Source organism: Streptomyces sp. NPDC040610, from assembly GCF_055594065.1.
Genome location: NZ_JBVIXA010000015.1, coordinates 1 through 22,816, shown reverse-complemented (window position 1 = coordinate 22,816; position 22,816 = coordinate 1). Strand labels below are relative to the sequence as shown.

General features: G+C 72.3%; 21 protein-coding genes. 8 read left to right on the top strand and 13 right to left on the bottom strand.

What is annotated here, in order from left to right; translation table 11 throughout:
• The first annotated feature begins 49 nt into the window (after window positions 1–49).
• From ACZ6AA_RS34850 to ACZ6AA_RS34840, 3 genes are read left to right on the top strand one after another with little or no spacing between them, the layout of a single operon-like run.
• Complete coding sequence (locus ACZ6AA_RS34850) at window positions 50–1,615, top strand: sugar ABC transporter ATP-binding protein (RefSeq protein WP_471462590.1); 1,566 nt, start codon at window positions 50–52, stop codon at window positions 1,613–1,615.
• A complete protein-coding gene (locus tag ACZ6AA_RS34845) occupies window positions 1,608–2,573 on the top strand; it encodes an ABC transporter permease (protein ID WP_468460821.1) in 966 nt (321 codons plus the stop codon). The genes ACZ6AA_RS34850 and ACZ6AA_RS34845 overlap by 8 nt, the downstream gene beginning before the upstream one ends.
• A 29-nt stretch (window positions 2,574–2,602) precedes the next feature.
• Complete coding sequence (locus ACZ6AA_RS34840; RefSeq protein WP_471462442.1) at window positions 2,603–3,595, top strand: ABC transporter permease; 993 nt, start codon at window positions 2,603–2,605, stop codon at window positions 3,593–3,595.
• Between the two features lie 22 nt (window positions 3,596–3,617).
• On the opposite strand, the gene glgC is transcribed toward ACZ6AA_RS34840, so the two are convergent.
• The 3 genes from glgC to ACZ6AA_RS34825 are packed head-to-tail and all read right to left on the bottom strand — an operon-like array spanning window position 3,618 to window position 6,768.
• Window positions 3,618–4,862, bottom strand: a complete 1,245-nt coding sequence (gene glgC, locus ACZ6AA_RS34835; protein WP_468460825.1) for a glucose-1-phosphate adenylyltransferase — start codon at window positions 4,860–4,862, stop codon at window positions 3,618–3,620.
• Between the two features lie 18 nt (window positions 4,863–4,880).
• A complete protein-coding gene (glgA, locus tag ACZ6AA_RS34830; protein ID WP_468460827.1) occupies window positions 4,881–6,050 on the bottom strand; it encodes a glycogen synthase in 1,170 nt (389 codons plus the stop codon).
• Between the two features lie 37 nt (window positions 6,051–6,087).
• Window positions 6,088–6,768, bottom strand: a complete 681-nt coding sequence (locus ACZ6AA_RS34825; protein ID WP_468460869.1) for a (2Fe-2S)-binding protein — start codon at window positions 6,766–6,768, stop codon at window positions 6,088–6,090.
• Window positions 6,769–7,084: 316 nt separating this feature from the next.
• Here ACZ6AA_RS34825 and ACZ6AA_RS34820 point away from each other — a divergent pair, with 316 nt between their 5' ends.
• A complete protein-coding gene (locus ACZ6AA_RS34820) occupies window positions 7,085–8,275 on the top strand; it encodes a DMT family transporter (RefSeq protein ID WP_468483297.1) in 1,191 nt (396 codons plus the stop codon).
• A 100-nt stretch (window positions 8,276–8,375) separates the two neighbouring features.
• Here the strand turns inward: ACZ6AA_RS34820 and ACZ6AA_RS34815 are convergent, their stop codons facing one another.
• Window positions 8,376–9,695, bottom strand: coding sequence for a transglycosylase family protein (locus ACZ6AA_RS34815; protein ID WP_468460831.1), 1,320 nt, complete (start codon window positions 9,693–9,695; stop codon window positions 8,376–8,378).
• A 130-nt stretch (window positions 9,696–9,825) separates the two neighbouring features.
• Entirely contained in the window at window positions 9,826–10,797 is a 972-nt protein-coding gene (locus tag ACZ6AA_RS34810) for an acetylxylan esterase (RefSeq protein WP_471462439.1), read from the bottom strand.
• 109 nt (window positions 10,798–10,906) lie between these two features.
• Here ACZ6AA_RS34810 and gndA point away from each other — a divergent pair, with 109 nt between their 5' ends.
• Complete coding sequence (gene gndA / locus ACZ6AA_RS34805; protein ID WP_468460834.1) at window positions 10,907–12,346, top strand: NADP-dependent phosphogluconate dehydrogenase; 1,440 nt, start codon at window positions 10,907–10,909, stop codon at window positions 12,344–12,346.
• 431 nt (window positions 12,347–12,777) lie between these two features.
• Here gndA and ACZ6AA_RS34800 read toward each other — a convergent pair whose 3' ends face one another.
• The 5 genes from ACZ6AA_RS34800 to ACZ6AA_RS34780 all read right to left on the bottom strand — a co-directional run bounded on the left by ACZ6AA_RS34800 (window position 12,778) and on the right by ACZ6AA_RS34780 (window position 16,626).
• Entirely contained in the window at window positions 12,778–13,218 is a 441-nt protein-coding gene (locus tag ACZ6AA_RS34800; RefSeq protein WP_468460836.1) for a nitroreductase family deazaflavin-dependent oxidoreductase, read from the bottom strand.
• A 35-nt stretch (window positions 13,219–13,253) separates the two neighbouring features.
• On the bottom strand, window positions 13,254–13,952 hold the full coding sequence (locus ACZ6AA_RS34795) for an aspartate/glutamate racemase family protein (protein ID WP_471462436.1): 699 nt from the start codon (window positions 13,950–13,952) through the stop codon (window positions 13,254–13,256).
• A complete protein-coding gene (locus ACZ6AA_RS34790; protein ID WP_471462434.1) occupies window positions 13,949–14,305 on the bottom strand; it encodes a GNAT family N-acetyltransferase in 357 nt (118 codons plus the stop codon). The genes ACZ6AA_RS34795 and ACZ6AA_RS34790 overlap by 4 nt, the downstream gene beginning before the upstream one ends.
• Window positions 14,306–14,417: 112 nt before the next feature.
• Window positions 14,418–14,843, bottom strand: coding sequence for a cold-shock protein (locus ACZ6AA_RS34785; protein WP_468460841.1), 426 nt, complete (start codon window positions 14,841–14,843; stop codon window positions 14,418–14,420).
• Window positions 14,844–14,877: 34 nt separating this feature from the next.
• Window positions 14,878–16,626 carry a flavin monoamine oxidase family protein gene (locus tag ACZ6AA_RS34780; RefSeq protein ID WP_468483361.1) on the bottom strand — a complete coding sequence of 583 codons (1,749 nt, stop codon included), beginning with the start codon at window positions 16,624–16,626 and terminating at the stop codon, window positions 14,878–14,880.
• Window positions 16,627–16,748: 122 nt separating this feature from the next.
• On the opposite strand from ACZ6AA_RS34780, the gene ACZ6AA_RS34775 reads away from it, so the two are divergent.
• Both ACZ6AA_RS34775 and ACZ6AA_RS34770 read left to right on the top strand, forming a co-directional pair.
• On the top strand, window positions 16,749–17,483 hold the full coding sequence (locus ACZ6AA_RS34775) for a hypothetical protein (RefSeq protein WP_471462432.1): 735 nt from the start codon (window positions 16,749–16,751) through the stop codon (window positions 17,481–17,483).
• Between the two features lie 131 nt (window positions 17,484–17,614).
• Complete coding sequence (locus tag ACZ6AA_RS34770) at window positions 17,615–17,881, top strand: DUF5988 family protein (protein ID WP_405652471.1); 267 nt, start codon at window positions 17,615–17,617, stop codon at window positions 17,879–17,881.
• Between the two features lie 124 nt (window positions 17,882–18,005).
• Here the strand turns inward: ACZ6AA_RS34770 and ACZ6AA_RS34765 are convergent, their stop codons facing one another.
• From ACZ6AA_RS34765 to ACZ6AA_RS34755, 3 genes are all read right to left on the bottom strand, one after another.
• Entirely contained in the window at window positions 18,006–20,198 is a 2,193-nt protein-coding gene (locus ACZ6AA_RS34765; RefSeq protein ID WP_468460847.1) for an MMPL family transporter, read from the bottom strand.
• 69 nt (window positions 20,199–20,267) lie between these two features.
• On the bottom strand, window positions 20,268–21,857 hold the full coding sequence (locus ACZ6AA_RS34760) for a PH domain-containing protein (RefSeq protein ID WP_468460849.1): 1,590 nt from the start codon (window positions 21,855–21,857) through the stop codon (window positions 20,268–20,270).
• The gene (locus tag ACZ6AA_RS34755) at window positions 21,854–22,408 is read right to left on the bottom strand and encodes a PH domain-containing protein (RefSeq protein WP_471462429.1); all 555 of its coding nucleotides are present in this window, start codon (window positions 22,406–22,408) and stop codon (window positions 21,854–21,856) included. Before ACZ6AA_RS34755 ends, ACZ6AA_RS34760 begins: the two co-directional genes overlap by 4 nt.
• Window positions 22,409–22,604: 196 nt before the next feature.
• On the opposite strand from ACZ6AA_RS34755, the gene ACZ6AA_RS34750 reads away from it, so the two are divergent.
• The coding region (locus tag ACZ6AA_RS34750; protein ID WP_380839950.1) for a hypothetical protein at window positions 22,605–22,816 on the top strand (212 nt) is incomplete at its 3' end.

Here is a 22,816-nt window from a genome sequence, read left to right as displayed (position 1 = left end):
GGTGCCGTCGGTGACGGAGTCCGCGGCGCGGCCGGTCATGGGGGCCGCCGTGCTCTCGGTGACGGGCCTCAGCAAGACCTTCCCCGGCGTACGGGCCCTGGACGGCGTCGACTTCACGGCCCGCGCGGGCGAGGTGCACGCGCTGATCGGGGAGAACGGCGCCGGGAAGTCCACGCTCATCAAGGTCCTCACCGGCGTGTACCGGCCCGACCCGGCCGCGGCGCCGGGCTCGGGCGTCATCACGTACGACGGCAGCCAGGTGGAGTTCACCACCCCGCTCGCGGCCCAGCACGCGGGGATCTCCACCATCTACCAAGAGGTCAATCTGGTCCCGCTGATGAGCGTGGCCCGCAACCTCTTCCTCGGCCGCGAGCCGCGCGGCCGCCTCGGCCTGATCGACTTCCGCCGGATGCACCGCGAGGCCGAGCAGGCCCTCGGCAGCCTCGGCGTCCGCGTGGACGTGCGCCGCCCGCTGCGTGAACTCGGCGTCGGCGCGCAGCAGATGGTGGCGCTCGCCCGCGCGGTCGCGGTCGACGCGCGGGTCGTCATCATGGACGAGCCGACGTCGTCCCTGGAGCCGCGCGAGGTGGCCACGCTGTTCGGCGTGATCCGGATGCTGCGCGCACGCGGCATCGCCGTGATCTACGTCAGCCACCGCCTGGACGAGCTGTACGAGGTGTGCGACACCGTGACCGTGCTGCGGGACGGCAAGTCGGTGCACAGCGGCCCGATCGCCGCCCTCGACCGGCTGCGGCTCGTCTCGCTGATGCTCGGCCGCGACGTCGGCGACGTACGCGAGGAAGGCCTGACGAAGTTCAGTGGGAGCCACGACACCGAGGCCCAACCCGTCCTTGAGGCAACGGAGCTGACGGTCCGCCACCAGCTGCGGGGCGTGTCCCTGGCGATCCGGCCCGGGGAGGTCGTCGGGCTCGGCGGGCTGCTCGGCTCCGGGCGCAGCGAGACCGCGAAGGCCATCGCGGGGGCGCTGCCGCCGGACTCGGGCCGGGTGGTGGTCGCCGGGGTGCCGGTGCGCACCGGCTCCACGCCGGCCGCGATCCGGGCCGGGGTGAGCCTGCTGCCCGAGGACCGCAAGGCCGAGGGCATCGTGCCGGGCCTTTCGGTGCGCGAGAACATCGCGCTCGCCGCCCTTCCGGGCCTGTCCCGGTTCGGCCTGGTCGACGAGGCCCGCATCGACCGCGTGGTCGACACCTTCATGAAGCGCCTGCGCATCAAGGCGTCCGGACCGCACCAGAAGGTCGGCGAACTCTCCGGCGGCAACCAGCAGAAGGTCCTCCTCGCCCGCTGGCTCGCCATGAACCCCAAGGTCCTTCTCCTTGACGAGCCGACGCGCGGCATCGACGTGGGCGCGAAGGCCGAGGTGCAGAAGCTCATCGACGAGCTGGCCGACGACGGGCTCGGCGTACTCCTGATCTCCTCGGACGTGGAGGAGCTGATCGAGGGCAGCGACCGCGTGGTGGTCCTCAAGGACGGCGCGGTCGTCGAGGAACTCACCGGCGACGCCGTCACGGAGGACCGCCTGATGCGCGCCATCGCGGCCGCGCCCGCCGCTCGGGCCACCGCCGCCCCCGCCCCACCTGGAGGTGACGATGACTGACCTCAGCCTCGGCGGCCGCACCCGCATCGACCGCGACCGCCTCCTGCGCCTGCTCCAGGACTACGGCGTCCATCTGGGCGTCGCCGTCCTGCTCCTGGTGAACATCGCCGTCACCCCGCACTTCCTGTCCGCCGAGAACTTCCGCACCCAGGCCGTCCAGGTGGCGCCCGTCCTGATCGTGGCGCTCGGCATGGCCCTGGCGATCGGCAGCGAGGGCGTGGACCTGTCGGTGGGCTCGGTGATGGCGCTCTCCACGTCCCTGCTCTCCCTGTACCTCGGCTACGGCATGTGGATCGCGCTGCTCGTCGCCGTGCTCGGCGGAGTCGCCGTCGGCGTCGCGAACGGGGCGCTCATCGCCTTCATAGGCGTCCAGCCGATCGTCGCCACGCTCGCGTTGATGGTGGCGGGCCGGGGCCTCGCCCAGGTCCTGCTGCCCCAGCTCAAGGACGTCCACGACCCGACCATGGCCTCGCTCGGCTCCGGCGACCTCCTCGGCGTCCCCTATCTGGTGCTCATCGCGGTGGCGCTCGCGCTGCTCGTCGCGTTCGTCGTCCGCCGCACGACCTTCGGCCGCCAGTTGCTCGCGATCGGCGACAGCCGCCCCGCGGCCAGGCTCGCCGGTCTGCCCGTGCGCCGCGTCCTCGTCCTGGTGTACGTGTGCTCGGGCGCCCTCGCCGCGATCGCGGGCGTCCTCGCGACCGCGCGCCTGACCGCCAGCGACCCGACGTCGCTGGGCAATCTGATGGAGCTGTCCGCGATCACCGCGGTCGTCGTCGGCGGCACCCCGCTCAGCGGCGGCCGGGTCCGCGTCGGCGGCACCGTCGCGGGCGCCGTCCTGATCCAGTTGCTCACGGCCACCCTCATCAAGCACGACCTGCCGCCGTCGTGGACGCAGATCGCGCAGGCCGTGGTGATCGTCCTGGCCGTGTACGCGGCCCGCGAGAGGGGGAAGCGATGACGGTCGACACGGAGAGTCCGGTCGCGCCCATGAACACACTCACGCAGCACGAGCCGTCCGGCGCGACGCGCTCGGAGCGCCTCAGCGCACTGGCCCAGCAGCACGGCGCCCTCGTCACCCTGGTGATCGCCGTCCTCGCCGCCTGGCTGTCCTTCGACACGTTCATGACGACCGACAACATGCAGAACATGGCAGCGTCCTCGGCCTTCCTGGCCGTCGTCGCGCTCGGCATGACGTTCGTGATCGTCACGGGCGGCATCGACCTGTCCGTGGGCTCGCTGTTCGCGCTCGGCGGCGTGCTCGCCGCATGGGGCTCGCAGTACGGCACGGCGGTGGCACTGCTGCTGCCGCTCGCGGTGTGCGGGCTCATCGGCCTGGTGAACGGCCTGCTGATCGCCCGGTCCCGGCTCGCCCCGTTCATCGTGACGCTGGCCGCGCTGCTCGGCGCGCGCGGCATCCTGCTGGCCGTCACCGACGAGGGCTCCAAGACGTACCTCGTCGACAAGGACTCCTTCTTCGCGACCCTCGGCCAGGGCAAGCTGCTCGGCGTCGGCGCGCCCGTGTGGATCACGGCGGGCCTGTTCGTGGCGGGCGCCGTGGTGCTGCGGCGCACCCGTTTCGGGCAGTACGTGTACGCGGTCGGCGGCAACGAGGACGCGGCGGCGCTCATGGGCGCGCCCGTGGCCCGCACGAAGACGGCCGTCTACACGCTGTCCGGCCTGTGCGCGGGCCTCGCGGGCGCGCTCAACGCGGCCTGGCTGGCGTCCGGCGTGACCATCCTCGGCTCCGGCATGGAACTGGAGGCGATCTCCGCCGTCGTCATCGGCGGCACGCTCCTGTCCGGCGGCTTCGGCTTCCTCAGCGGCTCCCTCGTCGGCGTACTGCTCCTGAAGGTCATCCAGAACGTCATCAACCAGATCGGCTCCCTGGACTCCGCCTACCAGCAGGTCGTCAGCGGCGGCTTCCTGGCGGTGGTCGTGGTGGCGCAGACGTGGCTGGGGCGCAGAAGGCGGGTGCTGTAGGGGGTACGCGGCGGCGGATCGCCTAGGGATACGTGGGTGACGCGCCGTCGAGCGCCACCCGCTGCCCCTTCCCGAGCGCGATCACCCCGCCCTCCGACACCGTGTACAGCTCCTCGTCCCGCTCCGGGTTGACGCCGATGGTGGCGCCGGGCGGGACGTCGACGTTCTTGTCGAGGACGGCGCCGCGCACCACCGCGCCCCGGCCGACGCGGACGTTGTCGTGCAGCACCGAGCCCTGGACCACGGCGCCCTCGTCGATGCTCACCCCGGGCGAGAGGACGGAGCGGGTGACCTGGCCACGGATGACGCAGCCGGGGCTGACCACGGACTCGCTCGCGATGCCGCCCGCGCAGAACTTGGCGGGCGGCAGCTGGCCGGAGTGGGTGTAGATGGGCCAGCGGCGGTTGTCCAGGTTGAAGGCGGGCTGGTCGGAGATCAGGTCCATGTGGGCCTCGTAGTACGCGTCCATGGTGCCCACGTCGCGCCAGTAGCCGTGGTCGCGGGGGGTCTCGCCGGGGACGTGGTTGTCGCCGAAGTCGTAGACCTGCGCGACGCCGCGCTCGGTGAGGGACGGCAGGATCGAACCACCCATGTCGTGCACGGAGTCCGAGTTCTCGGCGTCCCGCTGCAACGCGTCCACCAGGGCCTTGGTCGTGAAGATGTAGTTGCCCATGGAGGCGAGCACCTGGTGGGGGGACCCGGGCAGGCCCGGCGGGCTCTCGGGCTTCTCCAGGAAGCTCTCCACGCGGGTGCCGTCCCCGGCCGGGGTGATGATCCCGAACTGCGAGGCGTCCGCGCGCGGCACCCGGATCCCGGCGACCGTGACGCCCGCGCCGGACTCGATGTGCCGGGCCAGCATGTGGCGCGGGTCCATGCGGTAGACGTGGTCGGCGCCGAACACCGCGATGTAGTCCGGCTGTTCGTCGTGCACGAGGTTCAGGGACTGCAGGATGGCGTCGGCGCTGCCCAGGTACCAGCGGGGGCCGAGGCGCTGCTGGGCGGGGACCGGCGTGACGTAGTTGCCGAGCAGGCTCGACATCCGCCAGGTGGTGGAGACGTGCCGGTCCAGGGAGTGCGACTTGTACTGCGTGAGGACGCAGATCCGCAGGATGTCGCCGTTGACGAGGTTGGAGAGCACGAAGTCGACGAGGCGGTACGTCCCGCCGAAGGTCACCGCCGGTTTCGCCCGGTCGGCCGTGAGCGGCATCAGCCGTTTGCCCTCCCCGCCCGCGAGCACGATCCCCAGCACCGAAGGTCCACCGCGCATGGCCGCCCCCTGCCGCTCCTAGGACTTGAGTAACCCTGTGACGCCCTCGTACACATCGAGCGTGCGCCGCGCCACCGCGCCCCAGCCGAACTCGCGCTCCGCGCGGTGGCGTCCGGCCGCGCCCATCGCCCCGGCCCGGCGCGGGTCGGCGGCGAGGTGGTTGAGGAGCACGGCCAGGTCGTGCTCGAAACGCTCGGGTCGGCGCGCGTCGTAGGGCACGAGGAGACCCGTCGTGCCGTCGGAGACGACCTCCGGGATGCCGCCGACGCGCGAGGCCACGACGGCGGTGCCGCACGCCATCGCCTCCAGGTTGACGATGCCGAGCGGCTCGTACACCGACGGGCACACGAACACCGCCGCGTGGGTGAGGAGTTGGACGACCTCGGGGCGGGGCAGCATCCGCGGGATCCAGGTGACGCCGTCGCGGGTGCGGCCGAGCTCCTCGAAGAGTTCCCGGAACTCCCGGTCGATCTCCGGGGTGTCGGGGGCGCCCGCGCACAGCACGAGCTGGACGCCGGGGTCCAGGTGCCGGGCGGCGCGCAGCAGATGCGGCACGCCCTTCTGGCGGGTGATGCGGCCGACGAACAGCACATAGGGGCGGGCCTCGTCGATGCCGTTCCGGTGCAGGGCGCTGGTGCCCGGGTCGGGGCGGTACACGTCGGTGTCGATGCCGTTGTGGACGACGTGCACCTTCGCCGGGTCGACGGCCGGGTAGCAGTCGAGGATGTCCTCGCGCATGCCGCGGGAGACGGCGATGACGGCGTCGGCGGCCTCGATGGCGGTGCGTTCGGCCCAGCAGGAGAGGGCGTAGCCGCCGCCGAGCTGCTCGGCCTTCCAGGGGCGCCGGGGCTCCAGGGAGTGCGTGGTCATGACGTGCGGGATGCCGTGCAGGAGCTTGCCGACGTGTCCGGCGAGGTTGGCGTACCAGGTGTGGGAGTGGACGAGGTCGCGGCCTTCGAGGGCGGCCGCCATGGAGAGGTCCACGGACAGGGTGCGCAGCGCGTCGTTGGCGGTGTCGAGGTCCGCCCAGGCGCGGTGGCGCACGACGCCGTCGGCCGAGCCCTCGCCCCAGCAGTGCACGTCGAGTTCGGTGAGCTTCTGTAACTCCCGTGCCAGGAACTCGACATGGACACCCGCGCCGCCATAGACGTCCGGCGGGTACTCGCGGGTGAGCAGTCCCACTTTCACGAGCGGAGCCCCCCGTCGTCGGCCGGCTCCCTCATGGTCACCCAGACGCCGCGCCGTGGGAAGACCGCTGCGGGGGCCGGTCGAAACAGCAGTCGCCGCACAGGCCGCCATTCGGACAGCGGTAGTAGAGGCAGCAGCTGCGGCGCCTGAACGCGGTCCCCCGGAGGGTTCCGGTTCCGGTGAGGGAGGGGTGGGCGAAGAGTTCGGCGGCGAGGCCCAGGGCTCGTTCCCCCACGTCGGGGCGGCCCTCGCGGGCGGCCCATGCGTGCAGTTCGCGGGCCGCTCCGGCGAGGGCGGAACCGGAGTTGCCGCGCAACAGGGCCGGGGAGATCCGGAAGCGGGCGCGCAGGGCGGTGGCGAGCGGCGCGAGGTGCCGGTCGTGGACGACCTCGTGGACGCGGGTGGCGTCGGCCGGAAACGTACGGTCGCCGGTGAGCCGCAGGTCGTCGGGCGAGGTGCCGTCCGCGTCCCACAGCAACCGCTGCGGGTCCAGGTCGGGCACGCGCCCGTACAGCGCCGCGGGGCCGAGCGCCAGGGACCACAGCCGGGCGGCGAGGCCGAGCTGCGCCACCGAGGCGGCGACACGGTCCTCGGGGGCGGCGAGGCGGGCGGCGACCTTGGCCACCCGGAAGGCGAGCGGGTCACCCTCCGCGTCCGTTCCGTCACTCGCGTAGCAACTTGCCAGCGGCACATGGCGCCCGCCGCCGCCCTGGCCCATCCTGAGAGAGAAGAAGCCACCCACGGACCCGACGACGGCCCAGTCGATTCCGCGCTCCCGATACTCCTGAGTAGTCACCAGAGCAGTACAGCAGGCCAACGATTCCCAGGGGCAACCAGACCTGGGGAGGACATGGAGGGGGTCGTACTCCATCGGTAGTAGGACAGATTGACTGCTCAGGGACGACGACTTGGCGCGCTCCGCGCGACATTGTGGTGAACATGGAAGCCGACCGCTCGCCGCACCGGGCACACCGGATGCACAGGGACCCCGCCGACCGTTCCGCACGGTCGTGCCGCGCGCCCCGGAGCACCTCATGAGTGCCCTCGCGCTGTCCATCGTGCTCTCCCTGATCTCCGCCGTGGCCTACGCGGGCGGGGCGATCATCCAGGAGCAGGTGGCGGCCAAGTCCGCGGAGCAGCAGTACGCTCCCCTGCGCAACGGCGCCTGGTGGATCGCCGTGGTCCTCAACGGCCTCGGCGGCCTCCTGCACGTGGTGGCGCTCGCCTACGGGCCGCTGAGCCTGGTGCAGCCGCTGGGCGCCCTGACGATCGTGTTCGCGCTACCGATGGCGGCGGTGTTCGTCCGCCGCAAGGCGGGTTCCACGGCCTGGCGCGGCGCGATCATGGCGACGGTGGGTCTGGTCGGGATGCTCTCGCTGACGCAGGCGACCGCCTCGCAGTCGCTCGCCGACACCGAGCGGATCGGGCTCGCCCTCGGCACCGGTGGCGCGGTCGTCACGCTGATGCTCCTTGCGCATGCCGCCCACCGGCACCCCGCGGTGCGCGGCATGCTGCTCGCCACGGCCGCGGGCATCGCCTTCGGCATCTCCTCGGTGTTCACCAAGACGGTCGCGGTGGACTGGGACGCGCACGAGCCGCTGACGCGGCAGGTGCCGAGCCTCGCCGTCATCGCGGTCCTCGCGGTCAGCGGGCTGCTGCTCTCGCAGGCCTCCTACCGGGGCGCGGGCCTCGCGGCGCCGCTGTCGGCGGTGACCGTCGTGAACCCGGTGATCGCGGCCGCGGTCGGGCTCACCCTGTTCGGAGAATCCTTCCGCTACGGCACGGCGGGCACGGCCGTCGCCCTGGCCTGCGGCGTCGTCGCGGCGGGCGGACTCATCCTGCTGACGACGGAACGTATCGGCGCCCCGCACCAGAGCGACGCGCCCGCCACGGCGAGCGAACGCCCCACCGGCACCGGGACGGGCACCCAGTTCCTGGACCGCCCCCTGGACAGCCTCGACGGCGCCGACAGCACCGCGTCGCCGTCACCCGCAGCCCGCGCCGCCGACGACACCAAAGTCACCGAGCAGCGCAGGCCCGTCCACGACGAACGCCCCCGGACCGAGCCGGGCCGCCGCCCACTGACCGGCGAACAGCCCGCTCCGGAACAGCATCTGGTGCCCGAGCCCCTGACCGCGATGCCGCTCCAGCCGTCGTCGGTGAAGACGGCGTTCCCGCGGGCGTCGCTGACGCGGCCCGCGCGGGAGCAGCACAGCGTGCCCTGAACCCGAGACAGCGACTGCCGGGCCCGCGTGGGACCTCCCTGAGCCCCTGCGGGGAACGAGACGGTGCGGGGAACGGAGCCTCAGATACGCACCCCGCGTCTCAGATACGCACCCCACGCGCCCGCAAGTACGCCAGCGGATCCACGTCCGCGCCGAAGCCGGGGCCCGTCCTGATCTCGAAGTGCAGGTGCGGCCCCGTGCTGTTGCCGGTCGAGCCGGAGCGGCCGATGCGCTGGCCGGGGCCGACCTTCTGCCCGGCCTTCACCGTGAGCGCCGACAGATGGGCGTACTGCGAGTACTTGCCGTCGGTGTGCCGGATGACGACCTGGTAGCCGTAACTGCCGCCCCATCCGGACGAGACGACCGTGCCCGAGGCGACGGCCTTCACGGACGTGCCGGTGGGCACGGGGAAGTCGACGCCCGTGTGGTAGCCCTTCGACCAGGAGCTGCCCGTGGCGTGGTACGGCGTGCCGATGGAGCCGGAGACGGGTGCGGTCGCGCCGGACGAGGACGTGGCGGCCTCGGCCTTCTGCCGCCCCGCGGGCGCGGTGTCCCGCTTTGGCTTGGGCGCGGGCCTGTGCTCCTTGGCCGGCGGGTGTGCCCGCTCGGGCCTGCGCTCCTGCTTCTTCTCGGGCTTCTTCGCGTCGTGCTGCACGGGCCGCTTCTCCGGGCGCTTCTCGCGCTCGGGCGGCGTGCGGCGCTCCGGCGGGCGCACGGGGGCCTTGCCCCGCTCCGCGCCGCGCAGCGAGAGCCGCTGGCCGGGCGTGATGAGGTCCGGGTCGGCGCCGATGGAGCGGCGGTTGTTCTCGTACAGCTGCGGCCAGCCGCCCCGGACGCGGCGCTCCTCGGCGATGCCGGAGAGGGTGTCGCCGCGGACGACCGTGTACATCCGGGCGGTGCCCGCGGTGGACTGCGGTGTCACCTCGGGCTTGACGTCACGGACGGTGCGCTTGGGGGTCTTGGGGGCGCCGTCGGTCTTCGCCGCGCCGGTCGCCTTCCGCTGCTGCGGGGCCGAGGCCGGCCGGAGGTCGGGGCCGTCGCCGCCGCGCGTGAGGCCCGCGCGCTGGGAGCACACCGGCCAGGCGCCGGGGCCCTGGCCGTCGAGGACCTTCTCGGCGACGGCGATCTGCTGGCTCTTGGTGGCGAGGTCGGCGCGCGAGGCATAGGCCGTGCCGCCGTAGGCCGCCCAGGTGGACTGGGTGAACTGGAGGCCGCCGTAGAAGCCGTTGCCGGTGTTGATGCTCCAGTTGTTGGTGGACTCGCAGGCCGCGACCTTGTTCCAGGTGTCCACGTCCGCGGCGTGGCCCGTGCCCGCGGACATCAGCGGCAGGGCGATGCCGGCCCCGCCCGCCGTGACCGTGAGCGAGGCACGGTTGATCCGGCTCGGCTGGTACCGGCGATGCCGGCCTCGTAAGGCCATGAAAGCCCCCTCAGACACACGTCGGACTGGTCACACGTTCAGCCACAGGACAAGGCCGCAAGTTAGCCGGTCGGCCATGGGCGTGACAAGAGTACGGCGCCGAGGGGGCTTTGCACGGGGTGGTTCCGAGTCACTTTCCCAAATGCCCCGCAAGCCACCGGAGTTGCACGTCTTCCTGATAAGGTCCGCCGCCTTCATGGTCGTTGAAGGAGTACACCTCCATCGAACGTTCCGCCCCCGCATAGGAGTTGAATGCGGCGAAAACGGTGGACGGCGGGCAGGTCTCGTCCTCCAGGGCGGCGGAGAAAAGCGCGGGCGCACGACCGCGCGCGGCGAAGTGCACCCCGTCGAAGTACGAAAGCGTCCGGAACACCCGCTCGTCCCGGCCGGTCCGGGTCCGCAGATACTGGGCGATCTCCCGGTACGGCAGCCGCTCCGAGAGCGTCACCGCGCGCGGGAAGTCGCACAGGAACGGCACGTCGGGGGCGATCGCCGCGAGGTCGCCGAGCAGCCCGCCGACGGCGATGGAGATACCGCCGCCCTGGCTGCCGCCGACCGCGGCGACGCGTGCGGCGTCCACCAGGGGGTGGCTGCGGGCGGCCTCGACGGCGCGCACGCCGTCGGTGAACACGCGCCGGTAGTAGTAGTCGTGCGGGTCGTCGATGCCGCGGGTCAGGTAGCCCGGGTGCGCGGGGCCGCTGCCCACCGGGTCCGGCGTGTCCCCCGCGGAGCCGCTGCTGGCCTGCCCCCGCGTGTCCATCACGAAGTGCGCGTACCCGGCGGCCGACCACAGCAGCCGCTGGTGCGGCAGCCCCCGCCCGCCCCCGTACCCGATGTACTCCACGATCGTGGGCAGCGGCCCGGTCGTCCCCGCGGGGACCAGGAGCCAGCCCTTGACCGGCTGCCCGCCGAAGCCCGCGTACGTCACGTCGAACACCTCGACCGTCGCCAGGGGCGTCGCGACCCGCTCGAACCGCGCGTTCAGATCGTGTTCACGCGCGGCCGAAAGGGTCTTCTCCCAGAACCCGTCGAAGTCGTCCGGCTCGGGCAATTCCGGACGGTATCGGCGGAGTTCCTCCAAGGGCAGGTCGAAATGGGGCACGGGCGCCTCCTCCTTCGGACACGCTGTCGGGAAGTCACGGTACGCCGCCGGGTGATACTGGCGCACAGATGCGATACCTCGGTTTACCCAGGAACTCAGGAGCCAGAGCATGAGTGCTTCAGCGCAGATCGGTGTCACGGGACTCGCGGTGATGGGGCGCAACCTCGCCCGCAATTTCGCCCGCAACGGCTACACGGTCGCGGTGCACAACCGCACGGCGGCCAAGACCCGTGCCCTTGTCGAGGAGTTCGGCCACGAGGGCGAGTTCGTCGCCGCCGAGTCCGCCGAAGATTTCGTCGCGGCCCTGGAGCGCCCGCGCCGCCTTGTCGTCATGGTCAAGGCCGGGGAGCCCACGGACGCGGTCATCAAGGAGTTCGCGCCGCTGCTCGAGCCGGGCGACATGATCGTGGACGGCGGCAACGCGCACTTCGCGGACACCCGGCGGCGCGAGCGCGAGCTGCGCGAGCAGGGCATCCACTTCGTCGGCACGGGCGTGTCCGGCGGCGAGGAGGGCGCCCTGAACGGCCCGAGCATCATGCCGGGCGGCTCCAAGGAGTCCTACGAGGCGCTCGGCCCGATGCTGGAGAAGATCTCCGCGAAGGCCGCCGACGGCAGCCCCTGCACGGCGCACATCGGCCCGGACGGCGCCGGTCACTTCGTGAAGATGGTGCACAACGGCATCGAGTACGCGGACATGCAGCTGATCGCCGAGGCGTACCAACTGCTGCGTGACGTCGCCGGATACTCCCCCGCCGAGATCGCGGACATCTTCCGGACCTGGAACACCGGCCGCCTCGACTCCTACCTGATCGAGATCACCGCCGAGGTCCTCGCGCACGTCGACGCCGCGACCGGCGCGCCGTTCGTGGACGTCGTCCAGGACCAGGCGGAGCAGAAGGGAACCGGCCGCTGGACCGTGCAGATCGCCCTCGACCTCGGCGTGCCGGTGTCGGGCATCGCGGAGGCGGTGTTCGCCCGTTCGCTGTCCGGTCACAAGGACCTGCGCGACGCCTCCCGCGGCCTCGCGGGCCCGAAGGCGGAGCCGCTCGGCAAGGAGGAGGCGGCCGCGTTCGCCGACCAGGTCGAGCAGGCGCTGTACGCGTCCAAGATCGTGTCGTACACGCAGGGCTTCCACGAGATCGCGGCGGGCAGCGACGAGTACGACTGGAACATCGACCTGGGCCAGGTCGCCTCGATCTGGCGCGGCGGCTGCATCATCCGCGCCGCGTTCCTCGACCGCATCCGCGCCGCCTACGACGCGCGCGGCGACCTGCCGAGCCTGCTCGCCGACGAGGGCTTCGCGCGGGAGATCGGCGAGGCCCAGGACGACTGGCGTGCCGTCCTGGTCGCCGCGACGCTCCAGGGCGTCCCCGCACCGGGCTTCGCCGCGGCCCTCGCCTACTACGACGCGCTGCGCGCCGACCGGCTCCCGGCCGCGCTCACGCAGGGGCAGCGGGACTACTTCGGGGCGCACACCTACCGGCGCACGGACCGGGAAGGGTCGTTCCACACGCTGTGGGGCGGCGACCGCTCCGAGGTGTCCGCGTAGCGCTCGGTCACATGGGTGACGGCTCGGGCTCCGGCGGTACGGGGTCCGGGCCGGGACCCGGCGGCCTCGGCACCGGCGACGGCGACGGCTCCGGCAGCGGCACGGGGTCCGGGACGGGGCGCGGCGGCCCGCCCGGGTCGGGTGCGGGGCCGGGGCCCGGCGTCGGGTCCGGGTGGGGGCCCGGGGTGGGTCCGGGCGGTACGGGGTCGGGGAACGGGTGGGTCATGGTTCCTCCAGCGGATCGGAGGCGGGTCGCGCCCGGGGCCGGAACCGGCCCACAGGAGGCCCGGAGGACCGGGCCGCGGGCGTCTCCACTCTCTCCCGCCTCGCGTGCCCACGCCCGCCGAGTCCACGCGTCCCCGTCCCGGTGATCCGGGCCACCCGGGCCCCCGCGGACCCGGGTCACCCGATCGGCGTACGGCGGCGGCAGGTCAGTCCCGTACGCGGCTGAGGCGTACGACGGGGATGTCCCGGGTGGTCTTCCGGCGGTAGTCGGCGTACGGGGCGAAGACCTCGACGAGGTGCGGCCAGACGCGTTCCTTGTCCTCGGCCGAGAGGGTCTCCGCGCGGGCGTCGAACCGCTCGGTGCCCACGCGCAGCCGGACGTCGGGCTCGTCGCGCAGGTTCAGGTACCACAGCGGGTGCGTGTCGGCGCCGCCGTTGGACGCCACGATCAGATAGTCGTCTCCGTCGCGGCCGTAGATGAGGACGGTGCGCCGCCACTGCCCGGAGCGGCGGCCCCGGTAGTCCAGCAGCAGACAGGGGGCGCCCTGGACGACGGCGCCCTTCGTCCCGCCCGACTCCTCGTACAGGCGGGCCTGTTCGGCCACCCAGCCCGTCGGACTGATCACGGCTTCTTCGGGTGAGGTCATGGTCGAACCCTAGGCGGGGCTCCCGCGCGGACGCCTCATTCCTGGGGGTGATCCGTCCGCGGTACGGCGGCCGGGTCCGGCGCGGGTCGCGCCGCGGTGTGCCCGCACAGGCGGGCGGCTTCGCGCAGGCCGGTGCGGGGGCTGCTGAGCACGGGCGTTCCTACGGGCGCGCGGTCGGCCGCGTCGGCCATGGACGCCTGCGCGAGGAGGACCGCGCCGACCGGGCCCGCGATCCGCTCGACGGCGTCGGCGACGAGCCCCAGGTACCCCGCCCGGTCCCCCGCGTCGAACCGCTCCCAGGCGCCCTCCACCAGGAAGGTCCGGATGTCGACGGGTCGGCCCGCGCGGGCGGCCTCCTCGCGCACGAGGGCGGCGGTCGGCTCCAGGGTCGAGGCGACCGTGGCGACGACGGCGACGGCCGGGCCCGCGCGCACCGCGGCGGCCGCCATGGGCCGGTCGACGCGCAGCACGGGCACGCCCGCGTCGGCGGCGTGCGCCTCGGCGACGCCGCCGATGGTCGAGCAGGTGCACATCACGGCGTCGGCGCCCTCGGCGGCCTCGACGAGCGCCGCGCGGACGGCGTCGGCGACGGCGCCGGGGCCCTCCGCGCGGGCGCGCGCGAGCAGTTCCTCGTGGACGAGGTGGCGCAGCGTGAGGCCCGGGTGGTCCGCGTCGCGCAGGGAGTCGAAGACGGGGATGTGCGCGGGCGAGGTGTGCAGGAGCGCCAGGGTCACCACGCCGACGGGTCCGCCTCGGCCTTGGCGAGGGCGGCCTCGACGAGCGCGGCGGACGGGGCCGGTGCCTCGTCCGGGTGGCGCTCGGCCCACTTGGCGACGTACGGGCACAGCGGCACGACGGCGCGGCCCTCGCGGGCGGCGATCGCGTACAGCTCCCGGGCGAGGGCGCCCGCGATGCCCCGGCCCGCGTGCGCGGACGGCACCTCCGTGTGCACGGGCACGAGGGCGGGCGCGGGCCCGGACAGCGTGAAGTAGACGATCTCGCCGACGACTTGGCCGTCCTCGCGGGCCCGCAGGGCTCCGTCGCCCCGGTCGTCGTGGATGCCGATGGCTCCGCCGGTGTCACTCATCGCCGCTCCTCACCTTGTCCGTCCCACGGGACGGTGTCCGGCCTGCCGGGTCCGTGCGCGTCGCGCCGAGGCCGCCTGTCCCGCAGGGGGACGTGTCCACGCCGTGTCCAACCTACGGGGCGACCCAGCCCCGCGCCTGCGCCAGGTCGAGGACGCAGGCCCTGACCCGCTTGATCTGGTCGCCCGTCAGCGAGCCCACCGAGTCGAGCAGGGCCTCGGTCAGCTCCTGGCTGAAGGCGTCGGCCGTCGACGCGGTGCGCTCGCCGTCGGCGGCAGCGGCGGGGCGCGCGGCGAGGCCGCCGCGGGGCAGCTGGTGCGAGGTGGACTGGTGGACCAGGCGGATGTTGGACGCCTTGGGCCCCTTCTCCCCCATCTCCAGGAAGAACTCGACCTGGCTTCCCTCCTGGTAGAGGTACTTCTCGTCCACCAGGTCGTTCGCGTGCATGAACACGTCCTCGTCGCCCACCTCGGGGGCGATGAACCCGTAACCGCGGACCTCGTCGAACCGCAGGACCTTCCCCGCCGTCAGCACTGCCATGCCGCACACCTCACCACACGCCACACGGGAGGCATCACCCTGTGTGAGCCCCCACAACCGAATGAATCTGTAGCCCGAACCTACCTTGTCGGCCCTGGCGGGACGACGGCCGCCCGCACCCCAGGTGCTCCCGCAGCACGGTTTCGGCGCTGGCCACGGCCCCCTCGATGGAGCCGGGGTCGGACGTCCAGCAGTCGCTGACGATGTGCACCGCCTCGCCGGGCAGCGGTCTGCGGACGCGCGGCGCGATCTCGTCGGGGTCGTACCCGGGCCGCCACACGTGCCAGGCCCCGTCGTGCGGCGGCAGGTTCCAGTCCTGCCGGCGCACGGACAGCGGGGCCTCGATGCGGGGCAGGCCGTGCATCCGCTGCAGGAGGCGCTGGGCACGCTCGACCAGGGCCGGGCCGGGGTCGGTGCTGGCGGCACCCGGATCGGAGGGGGCGGCACGGGCCTCGCGCAACGCGTCCCAGGTCTTCGTGGCGGGCCCGCTGGGGTAGGCGGCGAGCAGCAGCGCGGGGCCGTCGGCGCGGGCGGGGCCGGGGGGCGGGCAGGTGCCGCCGTACCAGAGCTGCCGCAGCGGCAGGTCCGTCGTGGCGCGGCCCCGCGTCATGCCGAGGTCGTGCCACCAGGCCGTCCGGTACAGCAGGAAGAGCTTGTGCGCGGGCACGGCCTCGACCGCCGCCAGGTCCGCGCGCAGCCGGGGTGTGAACGGCAGCCCGTCCCCGTCGAGCCGCAGCAGGGGGCCCTGGGGCAGGGCCAGGACGACGGTGTGCGCATGGACGTGGGCGTACGCGCCGGTGGCGCGGCCTTCGGGGTCCTCCAGGGCGAACGTCAGGCGGTAGCGGGGGCGGCGGGTGTCCCGGGGTGCGGGGGCGGCGGGCGCGGCGCGGTCGTGGTGCGGCTCCGCGCGGTCGACGCGCAGGAGCCGGTGGCCGAGGCGCAGGGTGCCGCCCGCCGCGGTGAAGCGGTCGCGCAGGGCGAGGGGCAGGCTCTGCATGCCGCGGCGCAGCGTCAGATACGCGGCGCGGGGTGGGGTGCGGAAGAGGATGCCGAGCTGTTCGGCGGCGTTCTCCCGGCTGTACGCCACGTCGTAGCCGCCGGTGTCGTGGAGGAGCGCGACCGCCTCGGCCCCGAGCACGGCCCGCAGGGCGTCGGCGTACGTGGACCACCGCAGGGGCTGTCCCCCGACGGTCGCCCGGCCGCGGCGGGTGCGGAACGTGGTGGCGCATCGGGCGGCGCGCTCCGTGTCGCCCCGCTCCAGGGCCTCGTGGTGGCGGCGGCGCAGTGCGGTGAAGCCGGGGACGAGCGCGTCGGCCGCGCGGAGCACCAGGTCGCCGGGGCTCAGGCCGCGTTCGCCGTCCGCGAGGTGGTACGGGATGCTCCCGGCGTCGGCCAGGTGGCGCTGGCGCAGCGTCACGCCGCGTACGTGGGTGGGGTTCTCGGGGCGTCCGAAGTCGAAGGGCACCAGGTCGCCCGTGAGTCCCGCCTCGTCGACGACGTCGAGGACCTGCCGCAGTCCGCTGTGCAGCCGCATCGCCCCGAGGTCGGCGTACAGGCCGTCGCCCATGGGGACCGACCACAGCCGTCCGCCCACGCGGTGCGCGCGTTCGAAGAGCGCCACGCGACCGGGGTGGAATTCACCGGCGCGTTCCCGGTGCCGGGCCAGGCGGGACGCCAGGAGACAGCCGCTGATTCCGGCTCCGACTATCGCCGTGTCGAGTTCGGGAACGGCCGGTAATGGCTGGCGAGTTCGCGCCGTCGACGGCGTGGTCGTGTTTGCCATTGCATGGTTTACCGCACTCTGATGTTGATCTACAGTCGCGCTCACGTACCCGTCTTAGCACATTCCGTCCCCCGCGCTTCTTGCCGCCAGGGACCGCACGCCTGAGTCGCTGGAGAAACCACATGATCTTCCGCAAAGATGTCGTAGCCGAAACCGCAGGCGCCTACGACACGTTCGCCGCCTACTTCCAGGACGTCCGGTCGTTCTTCGAGGTTCTCAGCGTGCGTTTCAGTCTGCCCGAGTACGGGGTGCGACTGCGCCCCATAGCCGGGAACGAACTGTTCTCGAATGCCAACAGCTATCTGCTGTCCGACGACAGTTCGTACCCCTACTACCTGTGGCTGCCGAGCTGGCTTGGCCGGTTCTACATCGACGCCGACCGGATCACGGACGGCCGCCGCGCCGATGACGTGCGCACCGCCGACGCCCGCCACATCGCGTTCGTGTGGCCGTGGCTCGGCTTCAACGACGCCTACGTCAAGGACGCCGGGGAGCCCGAGTGTTGGTTCGGCGTGGCCGAGCCCCGGCCGCAGGACCCGCGGGAGACGGTGCGCACGACGGCGCAGAGCCTGTTCAACCACTTCCGTCTGGAGCACACCCTCGACGGCGAGGACCAGGGCTGGCTGACCGGGCACTTCACGCCGGACCCGGAGATCGGCTGCAATCTCACGGGCCGTTGGCATCTGCGCCGCGTACCGCTCTCGGCGCTCACGAGCTACTACGAGATCGAGCGGAACGTCATCCAGCCGCTCGGTGAGAAGTTCAGCGCGCTCGCGTCCAGCCCCCTTCCCTGCGCGCCGAACGGGCAGCAGCCGCAGGGGCACCCCGAGCCGGTGCCAACCGCTGTGCGGTCGTGAACTTCCCCCACTTCCACGGAGTGAGACACCCCGGCGATAGGGGTTATTGAGGGGTACTACGGGGCTATCCGAACCCCGCGCGGCCGCAGAACAATCTCACAAGTCAGAGGTGTCAAGACGAGAGGTGACCCATGCGAGGAATCGACAGCACCATCTCCGCCATCACGTTGAACTCCGTCCACCTCGAAGGCGGTCCGAGTACGCTTTCGGGGAATGTCGTCCTCGCCGAGTTGAACGAAGTGATCTGCTCCGCCGAGAAGATCAAGATTCGGCACGGAAATGGCTACGAGCACTACGAGTTCATTGACGCGCCGGTCACGCTCGACGCGGCTTCGCTCGACGACGCGTCGGGGCCGCTGAAACTGCGCTGGGTCGGCCGCACGAAAATCGCCGAGTAGCAGGAGAGCAGAACTCGACACCAGGGTCACACTCTTCGAGAACCCCCACGAGAAAGGGCCCCCACCGCTTTCGCGGTGGGGGCCCTTTCTCGTGCGGACCGGACCCGGGGGGAATCCGGTCCCGTCAGTCGCCGCGTCCCTGGGGCGGGTAGGACGCGTACGGGCTGCCGCTCTGGGCGGGCACCGGATGCTGGTGTCCGGCGCCCGGCGGGGTGCCCTGGCGCGGCGGCTCCTGCCGGATGCGGCGCGGCCACCACGCGGCCCGGCCGAGCAGGGCGGTGAGGGCGGGCGTGAAGAACATGGCCATCACGAAGGCCCCGATGACGATGCCGAAGGCGACCGCGAACCCGATCTGGGCGAGCGAGACATCGCTGGCGAGCAGCATCGACGCGAACGTGCCCGCGAGGATCACACCGGCCGCGGCCACCGTCGGGCCCGCGTGCTGGATGCTCTTGGCGGTGGCCTCACGCGGTCCGAGGCCTTCCTTCGCCTCTTCGCGCAGGCGCGCGACCATCAGGATGTTGTAGTCGGTGCCGATGGCCACGACGAACAAGTACATGATCACGGGTAGGAAGAAGGTCAGGCCCGACTGGCCCTCGATCTGCTGGAAGAGGATGACGCTCGCGCCGAGGGTCGCGCCGAAGCCGAGGGCCACGGAGACCATCAGGTAGATCGGGGCGACGATGCTGCGCAGCAGCAGGCCGAGGATGAGCATGATGAGCACGGCCGCGGTCGGGAACACCACGGAGAAGTCCCGGTTGACGGCCTTGTTGATGTCGACGAACACGGAGGTGACGCCGCCGACCTTGGTCTCGGTGCCGGGCGGCGCGGACTCGTGGGCCGTGGTCCGCAGCGGGCCGCGGACGACGTCCATGGCCTTGCGGCCGTTCGGGTCCATGGTCAGGACGGCGTTGAACTCGGCCACCGTGCCGTCCTTGCTGAGCTGCGCACGCGAGGCGCTGCCCACGCCCTCGACCTGCTTCAGCTTGCCGACGAAGGCCTTCATGTCGCCCTCGTCCAGCTTCTCGCCGTTCGTGGACCGCATCAGGACGGTGCTGGGGTTGGTGCTGCCCGCCGGCAGGTCCTGGCTCATGGCGTGCAGGGCGACCTGGGACTCCTTCTTGGAGTTCTCGTCCTCCTGGCTCGCGAAGGTCGGCTTGTAGCCGAACGAACCCAGCGCGAGGACGATCATGAGCAGGCCCGAGCCGATGGCGAACAGGCCGGGGCGGCGCGCCACGGACTTGCCCACGGCCTCGAAGCGGGCCGCGCGCGGCTCCCGCTGCCAGGACTTGGACGGCCAGAACACCTTGGTGCCCATCAGCGAGATGATCGCCGGGATCAGGGTGAGGCTGGCGAGCAGGGTCACGCCGATGGCGATGGCCAGGGCCGGGCCCATGGAGACGAGGAAGCTGAGCGAGGAGAGCAACAGCGCCAGGAAGCAGACGATGACGGCTCCGGCGGCCGAGGCGATGGCCTCGCCGACCCGGCCGACGGCGGAGATCATCGCGGTCTTCGGGTCCTCACCGAGCCGCAGCCGTTCCCGGTAGCGGAACATCAGGAACAGGATGTAGTCGGTGCCGACGCCGAAGAGCACCACGATCAGCAGCGAGGACACCGAGCTGTCGGCCTTGAGGTGGAACTCCTTGGCGGCGGTCGCGATCAGGCCGTTGGCGATCTGGGCGACCAGCGTGATGCCGACGATGGTGAGGACGGTGATCGTGGGACTGCGGAAGATGATCGTCATCAGGACGACGATCAGGACGATGGTGCCGATGAAGATCAGCCCGTCGGCCTTCTTGGACGCTTCCTCGTTGTCGAGCTGAGTGGCCGCGTCTCCGGTGACGCCGTACTTCAGCCCGGAGTCGGCGACCATCGACTTGAGGTCGTCGCGCATGTCCTCGACCGCGTGCTGCTGGCTCTTGTCGCCCGCCTTCACGTCGGCCATCGACACCATCACCGTCTGCACCTTCTTGTGCGGTGACGGCGGCGCGGTGATGACCTGCTCGACCTTGTCGTACTTCTTGGCCTGCAGCGCCTTGCCGACCTTGGTGACCTTCGCCGAGTCGGCCTTGTCCAGGGGCTTGCCGTCCGCACGCGTGAAGACCACGATCGCGGAGGGGCTGAAGCCCTTCGGGAACGCCTTCTCCTGGATCTTCTGCGCCTGGATCGACTCGTAGTGCTTGGGAAGGAACTCGGCCTGATCGGTTGTGGTGGTCAGCGACGGGGCGTAGCCGATCACGGCCGCCCCGGCGATGAGCCAGCCGATGATCACCAGCCAGCGGTGGCCGACGACGAAACGTCCTAGTGCTTTGAACACGGTTCCTTCCTCCACTCCGGATCACACCGAAGTACTTGGTCTTGCGGGGGCTTGAGGTGCGGCTCGGTGCTAGTCGCGGTGCTTGCTCGGGTCGGTCGGCGCGCCGCAGAAGGGGGCGACGAGGCCGGGCAGCGCCTCCTCCGCGAAGCGGAGCCCGTCGGCGACGCCGACGTCGCGTATGCGGACGGCGCCCTTCCCGGCCGCGGTGGTGGCGGTCAGCGTGCACAGTCCGGCGCGGCGCTGCGTGTACGTCTGTCTGCCGGTCCAGCCGACGACGCGGTCGCGCCGCAGCACCACCGTGCGCCGGACGAACGTGCCTTGTCGTACGACGAGGTAGTCGCCGCACAGGGCGTGGCCGAGGCCGCGATAGGCGTCCACCGCGAGCGGCGCCCCGCAGACCGCGGTGAGCGCCGCGGCCACGGGGGCGGCCCACCAGGGCAGCGCTCCGGCGACCGTGCCGGCCCCGGCCAGGGCGGCGGCCCCGGCCGGGGCCCACAGGCAACCGCGCACCAGACGGCGGCGCAGCGCGGGCCGGGGGTGGCCGCGCAGCACTGCCTGAGTGATCGGCGACGCGGCCTCGTTGAGGACGTCGGCCGTGATCTGGTGCGCGGAGTTCAGGGGCGCGGCCGGGATCAGCTGGGCCGGGCCGAACGCGCCGGGGAACTGGGTGCCGCGGCCGCCGAGCCCGGTGGCCAGGAGGGTCAGCCGCCCGGCGGCGAGCAGCCGCAGGGGCAGCGGGCGGCTCAGCTCCACCCCGCAGATCCGCCGCTCGGCCACGGACACCGACCGGGAGGTGAGCAGGCCGCGGCTGAGGTGCAGGGCGCCTTCCGGCTCGCGTTCGACGCGGTGTCCGTACCAGGCCTCGGCGAACGTCACGAGGGAGCCCGCGACGCCGATGGCGACCAGCACCAGCGTCACTACGGCGACGGCCACGGCGAGCGGCACGGCCGCCAGCCAGTCCCAGACGCTCCGCGCGGTGCCGCTGTCGGTGACGTCGAGCCCGAGGGTGTCCAGGAGCTTGGAGACAGCGGTGACCACGGCCAGGACCCCGGCGAACGTGGTGACGGTCAGCGGCGCGTAGCGGGCCCAGGACCAGTGCGTCCGCGCGAGCGGCACCGGCAGCGCGGGGGCCTCGCCGCCGGTGTCCCGCCCCTCGGCGCGGCTCAGCAGCAGGGCCCGGAACTGGACCGCCTGCTCGCGCGAGATCCCGTCGAGCACCAGCTCGTCGTCCTCGCTGCGGCCGGTGTGCTGCCCGGTGCCGACCTTGACGGCCGCGAGCCCGAAAAGGCGGTGCACGGGGTTGGCGGTCAGGTCGGCGCTGCGGACGCGGTCGCGGGGAATCGACTTGTCGGTACGGAAGAACAGCCCGGAGTGCAGCTCGACCTTGCTGTCGGTGATCCGGAAGCGGGTGGTGCGGTAGCGCACCCACTCGTGTCCGGCCTGGACGCCCGCCACCACGATGTAGGAGCCGAGCACGATCAGACCGTGGGTGTTGAGCAGGTCGCGGGCCACGAGGATGGCGCCGAGCAGGGGCACGGCCGGGCCCACGAGCCAGCTGACGCTGACCACGATCATGCGCGGGTGCAGTCGCTGCCACGGCTGCTCCGCGGTCGGCGGCTGCTGGTTCGGCACGTCGAGCACCGGTGTCCGCACGCTCACGTGCCGTCCTCACGCAGGGCGCGGACGCGCTCGGTGAGGTCCTGGACCAGTTCCTCGGCCAGGCGCCGGTCCAGGCCGACGATGGTGACCGGGCCCGCCGCCGACGCGGTCGTCACGGTCACCGCGGACAGCCCGAAGAGCTGCATCAGCGGGCCGCGCTTGGTGTCGAGGGTCTGGATGCGGGTGAACGGCACGACCCGCCATTCCCGGGTGAGCCAGCCGAAGGTCGCGCACACCGCGTCGTCGCCCGCCTCCCAGCGGTGCACGCGGTAGCGGTACCAGGGCGTGAGCAGCGCGTAGCCGACGCCGAGGGGGCACAGGACCGCGAAGACGGGCCACAGCCAGGAGGGGGCGTCGGGGGTCAGCGCCGCGGCCGCGAGGGCGGCAAGCACCGGTACGACGACCAGGAGGTTCTGCGTCAGCCACCAGTGGACGGCACGCCGGTCCGGGCGGCGGGCGGGCCGCGGCACACCGAGCGGGAGCGGAACACGGGCGTCCGCATGTGACGCCTCCGCCCGGTCCCGCGCTGCCTGCCGCATCTGCTGTGGCACTGCCCCTCCGCCCCTGTGGCTGTCGTTGTCCCACCAGCCAAACAACCGGGGCGGGGAGCGAGGCAGAGCGCTTCGTGTGCAGTGGAAGCGACCAAGGTTGCAACTTCGGGAGCGCGCTACCCACTTTCGTACGCTCCGCTGTTTCGTATGGACCACGTCCGCTTCGTGGGCGTGTGGGCGACAGTAGGGTGACCGCGTGACAGGGCCGATTCGATGGTTGGGCCGCAGCGCCGTTCAGGACACCATCCTCGTCGCCACTCTCATCGCACTCAACGTCTTCGTTGCCTTTTGGAGCGGCTTTCCCCGGGAAGAGCATCCGCGGTTTGGGCCGTGGGCGGGGTTGGGGTTGCAGGTGGTTGTGGTGGTGGTGTTGGTGGTGCGGCGGGTGTGGCCGTTGTTTGTGTTGGG